At 66.9% G+C, this 15,410-nt stretch carries 10 protein-coding genes; all 10 read right to left on the reverse strand.

The features are described 5' to 3' along the window. Nucleotides 1–109: 109 nt before the first annotated feature. Nucleotides 110–2,407, reverse strand: a complete 2,298-nt coding sequence (locus tag L4X63_RS03260) for a YfhO family protein (protein ID WP_250677154.1) — start codon at nt 2,405–2,407, stop codon at nt 110–112. A 30-nt stretch (nt 2,408–2,437) separates the two neighbouring features. Further along, nucleotides 2,438–2,971 (reverse strand): hypothetical protein, encoded by a 534-nt coding sequence (locus tag L4X63_RS03265; RefSeq protein WP_250677155.1) that lies wholly within the window; start codon nt 2,969–2,971, stop codon nt 2,438–2,440. 37 nt (nt 2,972–3,008) lie between these two features. Beyond that, nucleotides 3,009–3,839: a cytochrome c biogenesis protein gene (locus L4X63_RS03270; protein WP_250677156.1), complete on the reverse strand. Its 831-nt coding sequence runs from the start codon at nt 3,837–3,839 to the stop codon at nt 3,009–3,011. Between the two features lie 124 nt (nt 3,840–3,963). After that, nucleotides 3,964–4,650, reverse strand: a complete 687-nt coding sequence (locus L4X63_RS03275) for a glycosyltransferase family 2 protein (RefSeq protein WP_250677157.1) — start codon at nt 4,648–4,650, stop codon at nt 3,964–3,966. Then, the gene (locus L4X63_RS03280; protein ID WP_250677158.1) at nt 4,647–5,981 is read right to left on the reverse strand and encodes a cytochrome c biogenesis ResB family protein; all 1,335 of its coding nucleotides are present in this window, start codon (nt 5,979–5,981) and stop codon (nt 4,647–4,649) included. Before L4X63_RS03280 ends, L4X63_RS03275 begins: the two co-directional genes overlap by 4 nt. Before the next feature lie 73 nt (nt 5,982–6,054). After that, nucleotides 6,055–7,404: a phospholipid carrier-dependent glycosyltransferase gene (locus L4X63_RS03285; protein ID WP_250677159.1), complete on the reverse strand. Its 1,350-nt coding sequence runs from the start codon at nt 7,402–7,404 to the stop codon at nt 6,055–6,057. After that, on the reverse strand, nt 7,401–8,162 hold the full coding sequence (locus L4X63_RS03290; RefSeq protein WP_250677160.1) for a hypothetical protein: 762 nt from the start codon (nt 8,160–8,162) through the stop codon (nt 7,401–7,403). The genes L4X63_RS03285 and L4X63_RS03290 overlap by 4 nt, the downstream gene beginning before the upstream one ends. A gap of 46 nt (nt 8,163–8,208) precedes the next feature. Continuing rightward, nucleotides 8,209–8,562 carry a hypothetical protein gene (locus L4X63_RS03295; protein WP_250677161.1) on the reverse strand — a complete coding sequence of 118 codons (354 nt, stop codon included), beginning with the start codon at nt 8,560–8,562 and terminating at the stop codon, nt 8,209–8,211. A 236-nt stretch (nt 8,563–8,798) separates the two neighbouring features. Next, the gene (locus L4X63_RS03300) at nt 8,799–10,373 is read right to left on the reverse strand and encodes a tetratricopeptide repeat protein (RefSeq protein ID WP_250677162.1); all 1,575 of its coding nucleotides are present in this window, start codon (nt 10,371–10,373) and stop codon (nt 8,799–8,801) included. A gap of 187 nt (nt 10,374–10,560) precedes the next feature. Beyond that, nucleotides 10,561–15,384 (reverse strand): choice-of-anchor Z repeating domain-containing protein, encoded by a 4,824-nt coding sequence (locus tag L4X63_RS03305; RefSeq protein WP_250677163.1) that lies wholly within the window; start codon nt 15,382–15,384, stop codon nt 10,561–10,563. Nucleotides 15,385–15,410: the final 26 nt, after the last annotated feature.

The following is a 15,410-nucleotide window of genomic DNA, read 5'->3' on the forward strand; positions in this document are numbered from 1 at the left end:
ATTTACCCTTTCGGGTACGGTATTGTCAGTAAAAAAAGTTATAAATTCCAGGCATTTGGTAATATTATTTCAACAAAACCAAGAGTGTCAGCTAATGTAATCCGGACGGTCAGGCCGCATCCCGCCGAGGGGAAGACGGCGAGAGCCGGCCGAGCAGGAAAATCCCCGCCACGAGCAGCACGCCCCCCGCCAAAGAGAGGAGTTTCCCTACCCGGAGCTCGTCCGGGCGGTACTCCATGACCAGGGTGTGCTTTCCGGCGGGCCACACCACCGCCCTCACCAGCGCATCGGCGGCGAGGATGGGAACCTCCCTGCCGTCGATGGCCGCGCGCCAGCCGGGCCAGAAAGCGTCGTTGATCACCATGGTGGCGCCGGCGGCCGCCTCTCCGGCGACCTCGATCCTTTCCGCGCGCCGCGACAGCGAGAGGACGGCGCCGGGAGCAACCGGGAGGATCGCGCCGGTCTCCACGATGGCTTCCCGTCCGCCGCGCCGGGTCTCGTCCACCAGCGCCGCGCGCGCCTGTTCGTCATCCGCCACCGGGATCACGGCCTTGGCGAAGCCAGCCCAAGGGCGGTGCAGGATCGACCAGATCTCCATGCCGTTACGCGGGTCGGTCTGCTGCAGGGTGCCGGTCGCGGTCATCGGCCGCAGCAGGTTTTGGTCCGCGCCCCCCCGCGGCAGTACCAGGTGGGTAACGGCAAAACGCGGTGCCGCCAGGGCGAGCTCCGGCCCCAGGGCATCGTTGAGACGGAACCAGCGGATCGGGAAGAGCCCGGTGTCGACCGAGAGGTTGTCGATACGGTACCTGGCGTTGGCGTTGGCGGCCATGCTGGTGAGGACCCCGTAGTCGAGCTCGTCGATGGCGTCCCAACCCTGCCGCGGAGCGTGTTGCGGCACACCGCCCGCGTTGAAGACCCGCAGCCCCGGGGATGGTGCCTCGATGGCGGGAGGGGCAGCATTCACCCTCGCCTCGGGCCGTCCCGGCCGTAGCGCGTATCCCGATGCCGCACAGCAGGCGACCCAGACGGTGGCAGCGAGGCCGATGCGGCAGGCGGCGCTTCTTCCTCGCATGGCGGCCAAAGAGCAGGCGGCAACGGCCACCCCGGCCAGCAGGGCGTGGGGAGCGCCGTGGGCCAGGTGCGAGGCCACCGCCGGGTCAAGCCTCCCCGGGAGTGCCTTGGCCGCCAGCCAGGCAGCCAAGGCTACCGAAGCGGTCACGGCTCCGGCAAGGGCATAACGTCTCGCCACCTTGCGGTCCCCGGCCACCCGGTCCGCCCCCAGGGCGGCAAGGAGGGCCAGGAAGGCGAGCACCACCGGGAGGTACTTCTCCCCGTAGCGGAACCCCTTGAAGACCGGCACCAGGTCCTGGATCGCGCGGGCACCGAGGTAGCGCCCCATGGCAAGCCAGAGGGCCACCGCCGCCAGGAGCGCCGCCACCCGTCCGCTCCTCGAACTGCGTATCCCGGACACGGCCAGGAGAAGGGTCCCCGCCCCCACGAAGACGCTCTCCGCGAAAGGGACGTTGAACCAGGTGGGATTACCGAGGCTCATGTAAACCGGCGCCGTTTGCGGGCCGTCCTGGGGCCACCAGAAAAAGCCGGGAGAGACCAGCTCCACGAGCCGCCACGGGGCGAGATCCCACTGGCGTACGTCGTAGTCCGGGAGCGGGAGCGCCCGGTTGGTCAACTGCAGAAAGCTCCAGGAGGGGGCGAGTTGCACCCCCGCCAGCAGTGCTCCCACCACGGCTCCCCCGCAGGCCACCGCCAGACCGCGGCGGCCGCCACCCTCGGCCGCCAGCGCGAGACCGGCGGCGGTGGCAACCGCGAGCATCTGGATGTCCCCCGAAAAGGCCGCCGAGGCTACCGCGAAGGCGGCCAGGGCGAAGCTCCCGGCCCCCGGCCTGGTCCCGCAGAGGCGGAAGGCGGCCAGCACCCAGGGGACGGTCGCGGCACCCGCCAGGAAGACGAGGTTGCCGGTCATGGAGAGGGGGTACCCGGCCAGTCCGTAGGCGAACCCTGCCAAAACGGAGGAGCTCCGGGAAGCGCCGAAGACCGCGGCGAGCAACCCCGCCCCCAAACCGGCGCAGAGCGCGTAACCGCCCATGAGCGGATCGAGTCCGTCGCCGGGGAAGAGGAAGGCAGCGGCAACGGAGACCGGGTGCAGCACGCCGTGGATGGTTTCCCCCAAGAAGGGCATCCCGGTGGCACAGTACGGGTTCCAAAGCGGCAGCGATCCGGAGCGGAGGGCCTCACCGGCCAGCCTGCGTAACGGCGCGTAGACACCGGCGCTGTCGCGCTGGACGAGGGTCATCCCCCTGGCCCAGACCCAGACGAGCGGGGTGAGGGTGCCCAGGGCGGCTACCAGGGCCGCCGGTCCCCAACTCCGCAGCCATCCGCCCCCTCTCATCGCGTTCTCCCCGCCCCTTCCCGCCACCGGTCAGCGGCCACGCGGCTGGTCGAAGGTCGCCGCCGCCTCGGTCACCAGCCAGCGCCCATCCTTCACCTCGAGGGTGTAGGCGACGTGGTAGACGAAATCCTTGACCTCGCCGGTCTTCACCCCGGTCTTGATGTCCAGGTAGGCAAAGTCCCAGGTCTCGTCGGTTTTCACCAGGCAGCGGGTGGGCGCGGTGAAATCGATGCTCCGGTAGTCGATCTTTTTGAGACGGGAGTCCATGCGCGCCTTCCCCTCCCCAAGGGCCGCCATGTGCGAGTAGGCCTTCTCGGCCAACTGGACCGACGCGGCCTCCTGCACCGGGTTCATGTTGAGGTTCCGGTACCCGTCGCTCAAGAGCTGGTTGTAGCGCTCCACCACCTTTCGGATCAGCGCCGGGTCCTGGGGAGGAGCCGGGGCCGCGGCTGCAGCCGGGGCGGAGGGAGCGGGGGCGGGACGGGACTCTTTCTCGCGGCAGCCGGTGAAGAGGAACAGGGAGAGCGCGGCCCCTGCGGCGGCCATAGCCCATACGGCGCTCATCCCCCGGCGTCCCCTGCCCCGGACGGTTCCCTGTCTGCTACTTGAAGTATTCGGCATGGATCGAAGACTCGAATAATGGGGTGAAGAACAGCGAAACCAGGGTCAGCACGAAGCAGACCACGAAGAGCCAGGCGGCGCGCTCCCCCTGCCAGGCGAAGAATCGCCGCAGGTGAAGGTAGATGCCGAACATCGCCCAGGTGACCAGCGACCAGGTCTGCACGGGATCCCAGTTCCAGAAGATCCCCCAGGACTGGTGGGCCCAGATGGATCCGGCCAGCATCCCGATGGCCCAGAAGGTGAAGCCGAACCCGGCGAAGCGGTAGGCGTAGATGTCGATGCCGGGGAGGTCGGGGAGCTTGCGGGCCAGCCCGGCCAGGCGCCCCCGCCGGATCATCAGGAAGAAGATGGAGAAGGCGAAGGCGATGATGATGGCCGAGAAGGCGATCTTGTAGAAAATGATGTGGAGCACCAGCCAGACGCTGCGGAAGGTGGGGGGGAGGCTTTTCATCTCCGGGTTGAAGAAGAGGCCGAGCGCCACCAGGATGAACGACGCGGGGATCACCACCACCCCGGCGGTCTTCAGCCGCGGATAGGGGATGATGAAGAGCAGGAAGGCCACCAGCAGCACCCAAGCATTGGAGGAGAGGACCTCGAAGCGGTCGATGTAGGGACCGTGCCCCACCATGCGCCACCAGATTCCCAGCCCTATCCCGTGAAGCACGAGCCCCGGGAAGAGCGCCCAAAGCCCACGTTTTGCCATGGCCGGCCGGTCGAAGTACTGGCCGTAGATGAACAGGATGGAAGCTACTACATAGACGATGACGGCACCCCAATGGAATCCCGTAACCAGTGCAAATGAACCTTTCATAATTCTCCTGAAGAAGAGACAGTATCTGAGCGCGGCATTCAGGCAGGCGCATGCCGGTGGGAAGGCATCGCGTGGCCAGCCACTGTCACGGGGACAGGGTCAGCCGGTACCGTAGCATATGCACTCAGTTGAATACATTATACTTCACAATGCATCGAAGCGCTGAAACTCCGTCCTTCCAGCCGATCTTCTTACCCTCGCTGTAGGTCCTTCCCGAGTATGAGATACCCACCTCGTAGATTCTGAGCCTGAGCCTCGCCACCTTGGCGGTGAACTCGGGCTCGAAGCCGAAGCGGTTTTCCTTGAGAGTAATCCGGCCGAGAATCTCGCTGCGGAAAGCCTTGTAACAGGTCTCCATGTCGGTCAGGTTCAGGTTGGTGAAGAGGTTGGAGATAAGCGTCAGCAGCGTGTTCCCCACCATGTGCCAGAAATAGAGCACCCGGCGGTAATCGCCGGTCACGAAGCGGGAGCCGAAGACCACGTCGGCCTTCCCCTCCAGGATCGGCTGCAGCAGCTTGCGATACTGGCGCGGGTCGTACTCGAGGTCGCCATCCTGCACGAGGACCACGTCTCCCGTGACCATGGCGAACCCGGTCCTAAGCGCCGCCCCCTTGCCGAGGTTACGGGGGTGATAGGCGACCCGGAGATCGTCCCCAGCGGCCGCTTCCAGAAGCTCTCTGGTGCCGTCGGTGGAGCAGTCGTCCACCACCACGATCTCCTTGGGGATCTCCACCGCCCGGACCAGCTCGATGAGCTTCAGGATGGTCTCCCGCTCGTTGTAGACCGGTATCACCACCGACAAGAGCCTCACCCGCCCTCCTCGCCGGCCGGCAGGGAGGGAGCCAGGGCGGCCACCAGCTCGTCGAACTCGTCGCGGTAGAGTTCGGCGAAGCGGCGCACCACCTGCTGCATCACGACCCGTCCCCCCTCCTCCCGTACCAGGACCTCGCGGGGGACCAGACAGTAGGCGCAGAGGACCCCGGCCAGGATGACGGCGAAGCCTGCGAAGATCCCGGTCAGGCCGCGGCTGCCGTCGAGCAGGATGTCGGTCCACCAGGCGTCCCGCGCCCAGCGCACCATGAGCGGGCCGACGCTCCCCATCTCCCCGCGGCGCAGGGTGGTCTCGCCGAGAAGGTCGCTCCCCCGGTAGACCCGGAGGGTGAGGAGGGGATCGGCCAGGTTGACGCTCTTTTGGGAGGCGTCGGCCAGGTACTTGGCCTTCAGGACGAGCCCCTCCTTGAGGGTGGCCTCGCCGTAGGCCGCCCGGTTACGCGCCGGGGGATAGGGGAGAAAGAGCCGTTCCAGGGAGAGCCCCCCCTGCGGAGAGATGATCTCGAGGTCGAAGGTTCTCCCGAACACGGTCCCCTGGTAGACCAGGAAGGGGCCGTAGTGGGACTTGTCGCTGGTGGCCACCGCCACCCGTTCGGGGGGATCGGAGGGGCGCCGGCTGAAGGCGAGCTCGGAGGCGAGGGTCGCCAGCCGGTCGTTGGGCCAGAAAGCGGGCTCCAGCTTGGCCAGGGTCACCGCCGCGGGGAGCTCCTGCCTGAACTGCAGGGCGCCCAGCACCTCGCTGGCGGTCTCCGGCGTGAAGGCGGTTTTCTCGCCGCCGACCAAGCGGATGAAGACACGGTGCTGGGTCACCACGTAGACCAGGGAGAAGAGCACCACGATCACGAGCCCAAGGTGGAGGAGGAAGTTCCCCCAGTACCCGAGCCGGTACTTCACGAAGCGATGGACGGGTCCGCTGCTGGCGGTGAGCCGGTATCCCCCCTTCTCCAGGACTTCGGCGACCGCCGCCAAGGGGGCCTCGACCGCCGGGCCATCGGGAACGGCATCGGCACGGGGAGGACGCCGGGCGGCTCCCCGCACCGCCGCGAGCTGGTTCCAGGTCGATACCATGAGCGAGAGGGAGAAGAGGGCGACCACCACCAGGAACCAGCTGCTCCCCACCACGTTGTCGATCCCGAGCCACTCCACCACGCTCCGGAGCTGCCCGGGGAGGGCGGCCACCCAGCCGGGGACCTTCCCGCCGCTGGTGCCGCGCTGGGGGACCAGCAGGGCCACCAGGAGCGCCGCCGTGATCAGCGACAAAAGCGCGATCACGGTCGAGCGGGAGGTGAGTTTTTTGGCTAATGCGTTCATCTATCCTTCCGGTTGGTGCCGATCTTCGGTTGCAGGTCCCTCCCCCTTCAAAGGGGAGGGAAAGTATTGGGAGCTATTTGGTGCCGTGACTGCCGCCGGCGGGGGGAGCTACCCCCGAGCCTCGCTCTTTGAGCTGGGTCAGGTAGCGGTCCACCGTGTATTTCCTCAGACCCGGAATCGCTTTCCCCTTCCCCACCGCCAAAAGGTAGAGGGGGGCCGCCACCAGGACCACCAGGGCCAGGTATCCCGCCAGCAGGGCTTTCCCCCGCGCACTCCCCGCGGTGAGGGAGACCATCCACCAGGCAACCGCGATCAGCGCGTACGGGAGGACCGACAGCGAGGTGTTCATCCAGATCGGACGGGTGGAGAGCGCCAGGGGGAGATAGGAGACCAGAAAGATCCCGGTGAGGTAGAGGGTCCCCTCGTCGCGGGTGCGAATCCCCCGGATGAGGAGGGCCGCCACCGCGGGGAGCACCAGGAACCAGACCAGGGGGTTGGCGTACCCCAAAACGACCGTGATGGCGGCCTCTTCCGGATCGGCAGGGGCGCCGGGACGTTCCAGGAGGTCCATGTTGACGAAGGGATCGACGAAGACCGAAGGCGCCACGAACCAGCGCCAGGCGCGGTGGTCATGGTCGTCCCACGGCTTGGGACGGTAGCCGGTGTGCTGTGAGGTCTCCAGGAACATGCTCCGCTGCAGCTCCCCCCACTCGGAAAGCGAATACCCCCGTCCTAACCAGGGGAGAAAGGTCAGGAGATACACCAAAGCGGGGAGCACCACGAGGAGCACCGACAGCCGGAAGTATCCCCCGAGCGGCGAGCCACCCTCCCGCCGCCGCTCCCTCAGGTGGGCAACGGCCAAAAGGACGAGCGTGGCGAAGAGCGGGAACGCGACGCTCCACTTGGAGGCGAGCCCCAGCCCGAAGAAGGCGCCGGCCGCCACCAGCCAGAGATGGTTCCCCGACTCCCGGAACCTGAGGGCAAGGTAGATCCCGGCCAGCGGGAAGAAGGCGAGGTAGATGTCGTTGATCCCCTGCCGGGAGAAATCCACCACCAGGGCGTCGATCGCCCAGAGGAAGGCCGCCACCAGGGCCACCGTCCGCTGCTTCGACAGGCGGAAGGCGATCATCCCCACGAGCGGCGTGCAGAGGGTCCCCATGAGGACGCTCACCCCCTTGGCGCCCACAACCCCGGTTCCGAAGAGGCGCAGGGCCCAGTAAACGAGGATGTTCCGCAGGCAGGGGTGGTTCCACATGGTGGGGCCGAGCTGCCCGGACTCCATGTAGTTGATGGCCGAGATGGCGACGCTGAAGTCGTCGCCGGAGACCGGCTGGCTCCCGAGCTGCACGGTGTTAAGCAGGAGCGACAGCAGGGTCAGGAGGGAAAGCCCCAAGGCGAGCGGGAAGGTGCCGTAGCGTCTCATGGCGTTCCTCCCATCGTTTTGTCCCCTCCCCCCTGGAAACCGGCCAGACGGGCAAACCTCTCCAGGCGCTCGGCCTCGCGTGCGGTAGCCGTCCCACCCTCCTCGCGGCAGAGGATCACCAGGTCGCTGCGGACACCGGCCGCCGACAGCTGGCGGTAGAGGGTGTCGGGATCGCCCTTGACGAAGTAGGAGGCGCCGACGTAGAGGAGCACCGGCTCGGAAGGGGGCGCGAGAAGCGACGCGGTGGTGAACCAGCGGGGATACCCCTCGCGCGGCAGGTAGACCCCGCGGCTGTCCACCCGGCCATCCTTGGAGGTGCGGGCGGCTTCCCGCTGGCGGGCCAGTTCCTCCTCGGGGAGGACCGCCACGATGCCGCGGGCGATGCCGTCCAGCGCGGCGACGTAGAGGAAGGTGGTGGAATCGAGTGCCTCGGCCTCGAAGCGGCGGGCGGTGTTGTAGAGCCTCAGCGGGTAATCCCGGTACAGCTCCTCGGAGAGCCGCTCACCCGGGACGAAGCTCGGCCAGCGGCCGGATACGTAGAGGACCAGGCGCCCCCGGCATCGCGCATCCTTCCAGACCGCCACCGCCTCTTCGGGGCGGCCGGTCAGCCGGATAGCCGCCTGCGGAGAGCCGAGCGGTCCATAGGCTCCCCAGCTGCGGCGCGACTTTCCGTAGCGGTCGAGGGCGAAAAGGGCTGACACGGCGAGAAGGAGAAGAATGATGGTGGCGATGAGGCTGGATCTGCTCGAAAGGGACATCGTTTCCTTGCCGGTGGGGAAGCGGGAGGGTTCCCCACCCTCCCGGTCACCGCTTGTTGAGGATCTGGTTCCAGGAAGGGACCTCCTTGCGGTCCTCCCCGGTGGCGTCGATGGCGGTGATCATCCAGCTGCCGTTGCGGTTCTCCAACTGGTACTGGACCTGGTAGAGGTAGTTCTTCACCTCCTGTTTCATCTTGCCGCTCTGGAAATCGACGAAGGCGAAGTCCCAGATCTCGCGGGTGGTCACCCGGGCCTTCGAGGGGGTGGAGATGCCGGTCTCGACGAAGGTGATCTTCTTGAGCTCGGAGACCATCCGGGTCTTCCCCTCCCCAAGGGCGGCCATGTGGTAGTAAACCTTCTGGGCCTGTTCGGGATCGGCCACTTCCTGGAGCCGGGTCACGTCTCCCTTCTTGTATCCCTCGCTGAGCAGTTGGTTGTACCGGACGATCTGGTCATGGACCGCAGTGGCGGGGTCAGCCGCACTCTGAGCGGGGCGCGATGCCGGTGCAGGCTGTTTCTCCGTGCCGGTACCCTTGCACCCTGAGAGAGTACCAAGAGCGGCTGTAAGTATAACAAGAATTGCTGTAACTGTTCTTTTCATCACAATATTCTTTACCACAATTGGCTCCTGCAAAACTAGTTCTGTTTTGTTCCCCGCAAGGCAGCGGCGAGGCCCGCGGCGTACTCCTGCTCGGGCCGAGGTGCGAGCTCGATCGCCCGCCTGTAGTCGGAGGCCGCCTCGGGAAAGCGCCCGAGCTGCAGGTAGGCGTTCCCCCTCAGGCCGTAGATGCGGTGGATGTTCCTGAACCCCTTGGCGCGGGCGATCTCCAAGGAGGTGGTCAGGTCGGGGAGCGCCTTGGCGTAGGCCCCCTCGTTCACGTACTGCTGCCCCCGCTCGAAATAGGCCCGCCCGGACTCGTTGGGGGCGACCTCGACGACCCGGCTCCAGAGGGTCTCGGTGGAGCGCCAGAAGCCGATCTGCCGCCAGGTGACCGCCCCCTGCGCGACCAGGGCCAGCGCGGCCAGCCCGGCCAGGAGGTTGCGTACCCCCCTCCCCTCGCAAAGTGCCACTCCCCGGGTGATCGCCACCGAAGAGGCCGCCACCGGCCCGAGCAGGGGAAGGTAGGTGAAGCGGTCGGCCATCGCCTGGGGACCCGACTGGGAGAAGCCGAGCACCGGGAAAAGGGTCGCCAGGAAGAACAGCCATGCCGCGGAAAAGAGCCTCGCCCGCCCGGCCGCCCACCCCCAGCCGGCCGCCGCGGTGAGGGAAACCACCAGCAAGAGCGGGAGGAGATAGGCGGGGTCCGCCGACGAGATGGTGTTCCCCGGGTGGACGTGGAAGGGGATCAGCCGGGAGGGCCAAGCCAGTTTCCACAGGTAATAGGCGCCAGCCCGCCCCGCCACCAGCACGCGGGTCAGCGGGGAGGCGAATTCAAAGGACTGCATGGTCCCCGCCTGGGCGGCCACGGTCAGCACCCCTACCGCGAGGCTCGCGAGGAAGAAGGGGATCTTTTCGACGAGCGCAGCTGCCACCTTCCCCTTGCCGAGCCGGTCGAGCGGGTACCGGTCCAAGAGGAGCAGGACCAGGGGGAGGGTGACCGTCATCGACTTGGCCATGAGCGACAGGACGAAGAGGATGAAACTCCCCCAGTACCGGCGGTCGCCATACCAGCGGCGCCCGCTCCCGTCCCCCCCGGCGTACCTCAGGTAGCAGAGGAGCGAGGCCAGGGCGAAGAAACCGTTGAGGACGTCCTTACGTTCGGTGACCCACGCCACGGACTCGACGTGGAGCGGGGCCACCGCAAACCAGGCACCGGCCAGCATCCCCACCGCCAGCGGCGAGACCTCCCTCCCCGCCCCCGAGGCCCGGGCGGCCTCCACCAGACGCACCGCCAGCTGGGCGGCGAGGGCCGAGTTGGCTGCGTGGAAAAGGACGTTGGTGAGGTGGTAGCCGAGCGGGTTGAGCCCCCAGAGCGCATGGTCGAGGGCCAGCGAGAGCCAGGTCAGGGGGATCCAGAGCTCGGCGTGGAAAGAGAGGAAGGCGAACCGGAGAAGCCCGCTCCCCCCCTGGGCGATCCCCGGGTTATTGACCACGTAGAAGTAGTCGTCCAGGTTGACGAAGCCGTTGCCCAGCGCAGGGAGGTAGAGAAGGAGGGTCCCGAGGACGATGGCGGCCAGGCCGAGAGGGAGCTTTCGATCGTGGTTGTTCATCCGCTTCCGGGGCCGGGTCGCTGTCTTCCGGCCAGTGTTACGTCCAAGAGTAAGGCCGGGCCGCTATTCGCCGGCCGGGCTGTCATCAAGAAAACAGGTCCGGTCGCTTTCCGCGGCCTGCCGTTAAAGAGCAAGGCCGGGGAGGATATCCCCCCCGGCCATTTTCGCTCGAGGTTGCCGACGCCTGCTACCAGGCGTCGGTACCGCCGGAGTGCTCGGTGGTGCTGGAGCACTTGAAGTTGCCGCTCGGGCTGCCGGCGCCTTTGCCGGTGATGGTCGTCAAAGTGACCGAGTCGGCAGCACCGGAGGCCTTGTACCGGGCCGGCGCGTTGGCGGTCTTCAGCAGACGCGGGATCTTCCCGCCATGCGGAACGCGGAGGTGGCAGTTGACGCAGGCCGGGATGTTGGCGTTGTTGTAGTGGGTGCCGGTGGTAACCCCGCTCGCGGTATGGAACGGGTTGGTACCGGTCACCTGGTGGCAGTTGAGGCAGAAGAGACCGTCCTTGGTCCCGGCGCCGGTGTTGTAGGACGCCAGCCGGAAATAGGTGCCGGTGGAAGCGCCGTTACTGGCCGCCGAGGTGTACGGCCACGCCTTGTTGGTTCCGGCCAGCATCCACTTGACCGAGGAGCCGTGCGGCCCTTTGGAGGCGGTGGAATCGGTTGCGTGGCAGTCGGAGCAGGTCATTACCATCCCCGGGGTCCATCCCCCCTGCAGCCTGGTGGAGAGGAGCTGGCTGGCAGCGGCCAGCGGGGTCCCGACCGGGTGGCGGGAGGAGTTGTTCGGGTTGAACTCCAGGGCCAGGTTGGTGAGCGAGCCGGAACCGGTGTAGCCGGAGTTGTTCACCGCCGGGCTCGTGCCGGTGCCGGTCGCGCCGTGGCACTTGAAGCAGACCTGGTACTCGGCGGTCACCTGGTTGGAGGCGAGGGAGGTCGAGGCGGAGGCGCCCCCCCAGGAAGTGATCGACCAGGACATGTCGATGCCGGTGGCGTTGGAGATGTTGTTGGCTACCGCAGGGGAACCGGCGATATGGGATCCGGCCCTCAGGGAGTGGAGGCTGTCGGTGGCGTTACTCTCGTCGCCGTGGCAGTCGAAGCACCTGGGGGTCACATGTTTGTAGGCGAGGCGGAACTCGCCGGAGATGTTCTTGAACGACTTGTTCGGATCGGTCGAGGTCGACTTGTGGCAGGTGAAGCAGTAGTTGTTCGGGTTGGTCACGTCGAACGCCTTGTCCTGGAGGACGTGGTTCTGTCCGGAGGCGTGGCCGTTGTACCGCGGATTGGTGGTGCTTCCGTCGATGCCCTTGGAGTTCCCGTGGCAGTTGAAGCACTGCATCTTGGTGGCGTGGGCGCCGTTGGACGCCGGCCAGTACTGGTTGATGTTGGTCGGCGCCTTGTAGTCGCCCGAGGCGGTGAAGGGAGCCAAGGCGAGGACGCCCATGCCGGTGGCGCCGTCGGCGTCGTGGCAGGAGAGGCAGGCCCCGGCGGTGGCGGCGGCGGTGGCGCTGGTGCCGTCGTAGACCACCGAAGCGCCGGTGTCGGCGTTCTTCAGAGCCACACTCACGCCGTCGGAGAAGTCCTGGTGGCGGGTGGCGTCATGGCAGGCGGTGCAGGTCTTGGAGCTCAGGTCGGCCAGATTGCCGTGACCGGACATGTTGGTGAAGAAGTCGCCGCCGTTGCCAACCACCTGGCGGCGGTAGCCGCCTGCCCCCTGCGGAGTGCTGTGGCAGGTCTTGCAGGAGGGGATGAAGCCCTCGTCGTGGCTGTGGCAGACGGTGCAGTCGGTGGTGCCGTTGTGGCTGGCCGACGGGTTGTTGTACCGGTGGTGGCCGGTCCTCGAGTGGCAGGCCTCGCAGACGTTGGTGGAGACCGCGTGGGCACTGTCGTTACCGAGATCGGTGGAGGGGTTCAGGTAATTGACCACCAGCGCATTGGAGCCGGAGGAGCTCCAGTTCTCCAGGGACGGGGTGGTGATGGTTTCGGCGACCATCTTGATGTTGCCCGTGTTCTTGTTGTGGCAGGTGACGCAGGTGAAGGCGCCGTACTTGCCCCCCTCGATCCCCCACCCCTGGGCCCACTTGGTGGAGTAGGTGTTCTGGCTGTTGTGGATCAGCTTGTTGGCCCGGGTCGGCTGGGTCACCGAAATCGGGTTGGTCCCCACGACGCCGTCGGGATCGCTGTAGGTGACCTGGATGTAGTAGAGCTTGCCGGTGCCGTTGGCGCCGCCGGCCAGATTGCTGAGGGTGGCGGAGTAGAACCCGCTCCCCTTGAGGGCGGTGATGCTCCCCAGTTCGAGGCTCGGGGTGGCGCCGTAGGCGATGGTGCAGGAGCCGTCGTTGTCCCCGTCGCCCGTGTAGGAGATCACCATCGAGATGGAGTTGGTGGTGATCTGGGTGAAGGAGACGGCGCCGGAAACCGTCCTCGCGTTGAGAACGGTGGAGAGCGATCCGCCGGTGATCTTGCCGCCGTCGGGGTTGGTGATGGTCAGGGTCTGGGCTCCGACCGCCGCGCTGAGACCGGCGCTCACGTTGGCGGTGAGCTGGGTGGCGCTCACGTAGGTGACCGAGTTGAGGGTGATCCCGCTGCCGTTCAGCTGCACCGTGGCGCCGTTTTGGAAGTTGGTGCCGTTGATGGTGACGTCGACGTTCTGGTCGCCCTGGTGGACGGAGGCCGGGGAAAGCGAGGCGATGCCCGGGCCGGCGGTCACGGCGAGGATGCCGGTGCCGGTGCCCGAGTAGCTTCCGACGGTGACGGTGACGTCACGGCTGCCGACGGTAGCGGCCGGGGAGACGGTGAGGTTGACCGTGAGGTGGTTGGCATCGACGTAGGTCACCCCGTTGACGGTGACGCCGGTCCCGGACACCGCCACGGTGGCAGCCGCGGTGAAGCCCTGACCGGTGATGCTGACGCTGGTGGTCTCCCCTTGGGCGACCGCCTGGTCGGCGGAAAAGACGGCGACCGGGGTGACGGTGAAGACCGAGTTGACGCTGCGGGTGCCGCCGTCGGGGTTGGTGATGGCCACCGATCCGGCGCCGGAAGTCGCGTTGGACGCGATGCTGATGTTGGCCTTCACCTGGGTGGCGCTCAGGTAGGTGGTACTGTTCACGGTGATGCCGGTGTTGGCGAAGGTGGCCACCGCGCCGGTCTGGAAGTTGGAGCCGGTCAGGGTCACGTCGAGGCCGGTCACTCCGGCGTAACCGCTGGCGGGGGATGCGCTCAGCGAGCTCCCGGGACGCGAGGTGAAGGTGATGCCGCTAGTGAGGGTCGCCGCCTGGGTGTCGGGGTTGGTGACCGTCACGTTGGTGGTTCCGCTCGCCGAGGTGCTGACCGTCAGGGTGACGTTGAGGGTCGTGGAGTTGACGAAGGTGGTGGACACCGCGCTGATGCTCCCGCTGCTGAAGGATACCGCGGAGCCGCTCACGAAGTTGGTCCCGCTGACGGTGATGGTCTTGGCGGTCGCGCCCTGGCCGAGGGTGGTGGTCGACAGCCCGGTGATCGTCGGGGCCACGGCCGGGTCCACCACGGTGAAGAGGTTAGCGGCGCTGACGTTAACGCCGCGGTCGGGGTTGGTGACCTGGATCTTCCCGGCACCGAGGGTCGCGTTGGCGGCGACGGTCACGTTGGCGGTGAGCGAGGTGGCGCTCGTGTAGGTGGTGCTGTTGACGGCGATGCCGCTGCCGGTGAAGGTGGCAGCCGCGCCGTTTTGGAAGCCGGTACCGGTGATGACGACGTTGCCGGTCCAGCCGAGCGCGCCAGAGGCCGGGGCGGCTGCGGTGACGGTCGGGGCCGCGGTGACCGTAAGGGCGCCGTTCGAGGTCGAGAACGAGCCGTCCGAGCTGTTGGTGACGGTCAGGTTGGCGGCGCCCACGGTGGCGCCCTGGCTGACGCTCACGGTGGCGGTCAGGTGGGTGGCGTCGACGTAGGTGGTGGCGATGGTGACCCCGGCATTGCTGCAGGAAAGGGTCGAGGTCGCGTTGAAGTTGGTTCCGGTGACGGCGATGGCGACGTTGCTCGCCCCCTGTCCGATGGAGGAGGGGGTCACGCTGGCGATGGCCGGGGCACTGGCGCTTATCACCGAGAAGATGCTGGCGCTGCCGTTGGTGGTGTCCGGGTTGGTGACGGTGACGGTGCGGGCGCCGAGGGTGGCCGCCGGATCGATGGTGACGTTGGCGGTCAGCGAGGTCGCCGAGTTGTAGGTGGTCGAGTTGACGGTGACACCGGCGCCGAAGCTGGAGGTCGCCCCGCTCACGAAGCCGTTGCCGGTAATGCCGACGTTGAGGGTCTGGCCGGGGTTCCCGGTGGCAGGGGAAGCGGAAGCTACCGACGGGCCTGCGCTCGCCTCGGTGACCGTGAAGGCGGAGTAGACGCTCGAGCTGTACCGTGCATAGAGGTTGGCGGTGTTGCCGGAGGTGCCGTAGGCGACCACCACGATCTTCACCCGGTGGCCGGCGGCGATGGTCTTCTGGGTTGCCCCGGCGAGGCTCAGGGTGACGTTGCTCGCCGTGGAGCTGTTCTGGGTCGCGGTCCCGGAGGTCCAGAGGAGTACCTGGTTACCTGCGCCACCGGCCGGATCGTAGTCGTACAGGTACGCCTTCCAGGTTTCCGTGCTCTGGCTGGAGTTGCGGGCAACTGCCAGCTGGAGGGCGGGGCTGGTGAGGTTCTGGGGGGTGGCGTAGGCGGGGCCGTAGATCGTGCCGATGGTCGTCTCGGCCGAGCCGGAGGCGAGCGTGTTGGAGCCGATGTTGCTCGCCCTGGTGGCCGGGGTGGTGGTGATCATGGAGAACTTCCCGGTGCCGTTCGAGCTGGAGGCCGTGTTGGTCGACCCGTCGGCGCCCAGGCTTACCGCGCTGCTGTCCAGGTTGAAGTTGTAGATGGTGGTGGCCGCCCCGGCGAAGATCGGTTTGTACAACCCCTCGTAGGCGAATACGCTCAAGAGCAGGGTGAAGATCGTGATCAGCCCGATCCTGGCACTCCAGCCCATCCCTCTGATCTGTCTTGCTAATACCTTTGCCATGGCTTTCCTCTTTATTCCGAATTGAT

Origin of the sequence: Geomonas sp. Red32 (genome assembly GCF_023652955.1) — a bacterium.
In the GTDB taxonomy this organism is placed as follows: domain Bacteria; phylum Desulfobacterota; class Desulfuromonadia; order Geobacterales; family Geobacteraceae; genus Geomonas.

Excerpts from the sequence above, each read along its gene's own strand:
- L4X63_RS03285 (WP_250677159.1), bottom strand. The coding sequence starts at position 7,404 with ATGAGACGCTACGGCACCTTCCCGCTCGCCTTGGGGCTTTCCCTCCTG.
- L4X63_RS03300 (WP_250677162.1), bottom strand. The coding sequence starts at position 10,373 with ATGAACAACCACGATCGAAAGCTCCCTCTCGGCCTGGCCGCCATCGTC.
- L4X63_RS03305 (WP_250677163.1), bottom strand. The coding sequence starts at position 15,384 with ATGGCAAAGGTATTAGCAAGACAGATCAGAGGGATGGGCTGGAGTGCC.
- L4X63_RS03260 (WP_250677154.1), bottom strand. The coding sequence starts at position 2,407 with ATGAGAGGGGGCGGATGGCTGCGGAGTTGGGGACCGGCGGCCCTGGTA.
- L4X63_RS03270 (WP_250677156.1), bottom strand. The coding sequence starts at position 3,839 with ATGAAAGGTTCATTTGCACTGGTTACGGGATTCCATTGGGGTGCCGTC.
- L4X63_RS03280 (WP_250677158.1), bottom strand. The coding sequence starts at position 5,981 with ATGAACGCATTAGCCAAAAAACTCACCTCCCGCTCGACCGTGATCGCG.
- L4X63_RS03290 (WP_250677160.1), bottom strand. The coding sequence starts at position 8,162 with ATGTCCCTTTCGAGCAGATCCAGCCTCATCGCCACCATCATTCTTCTC.
- L4X63_RS03265 (WP_250677155.1), bottom strand. The coding sequence starts at position 2,971 with ATGAGCGCCGTATGGGCTATGGCCGCCGCAGGGGCCGCGCTCTCCCTG.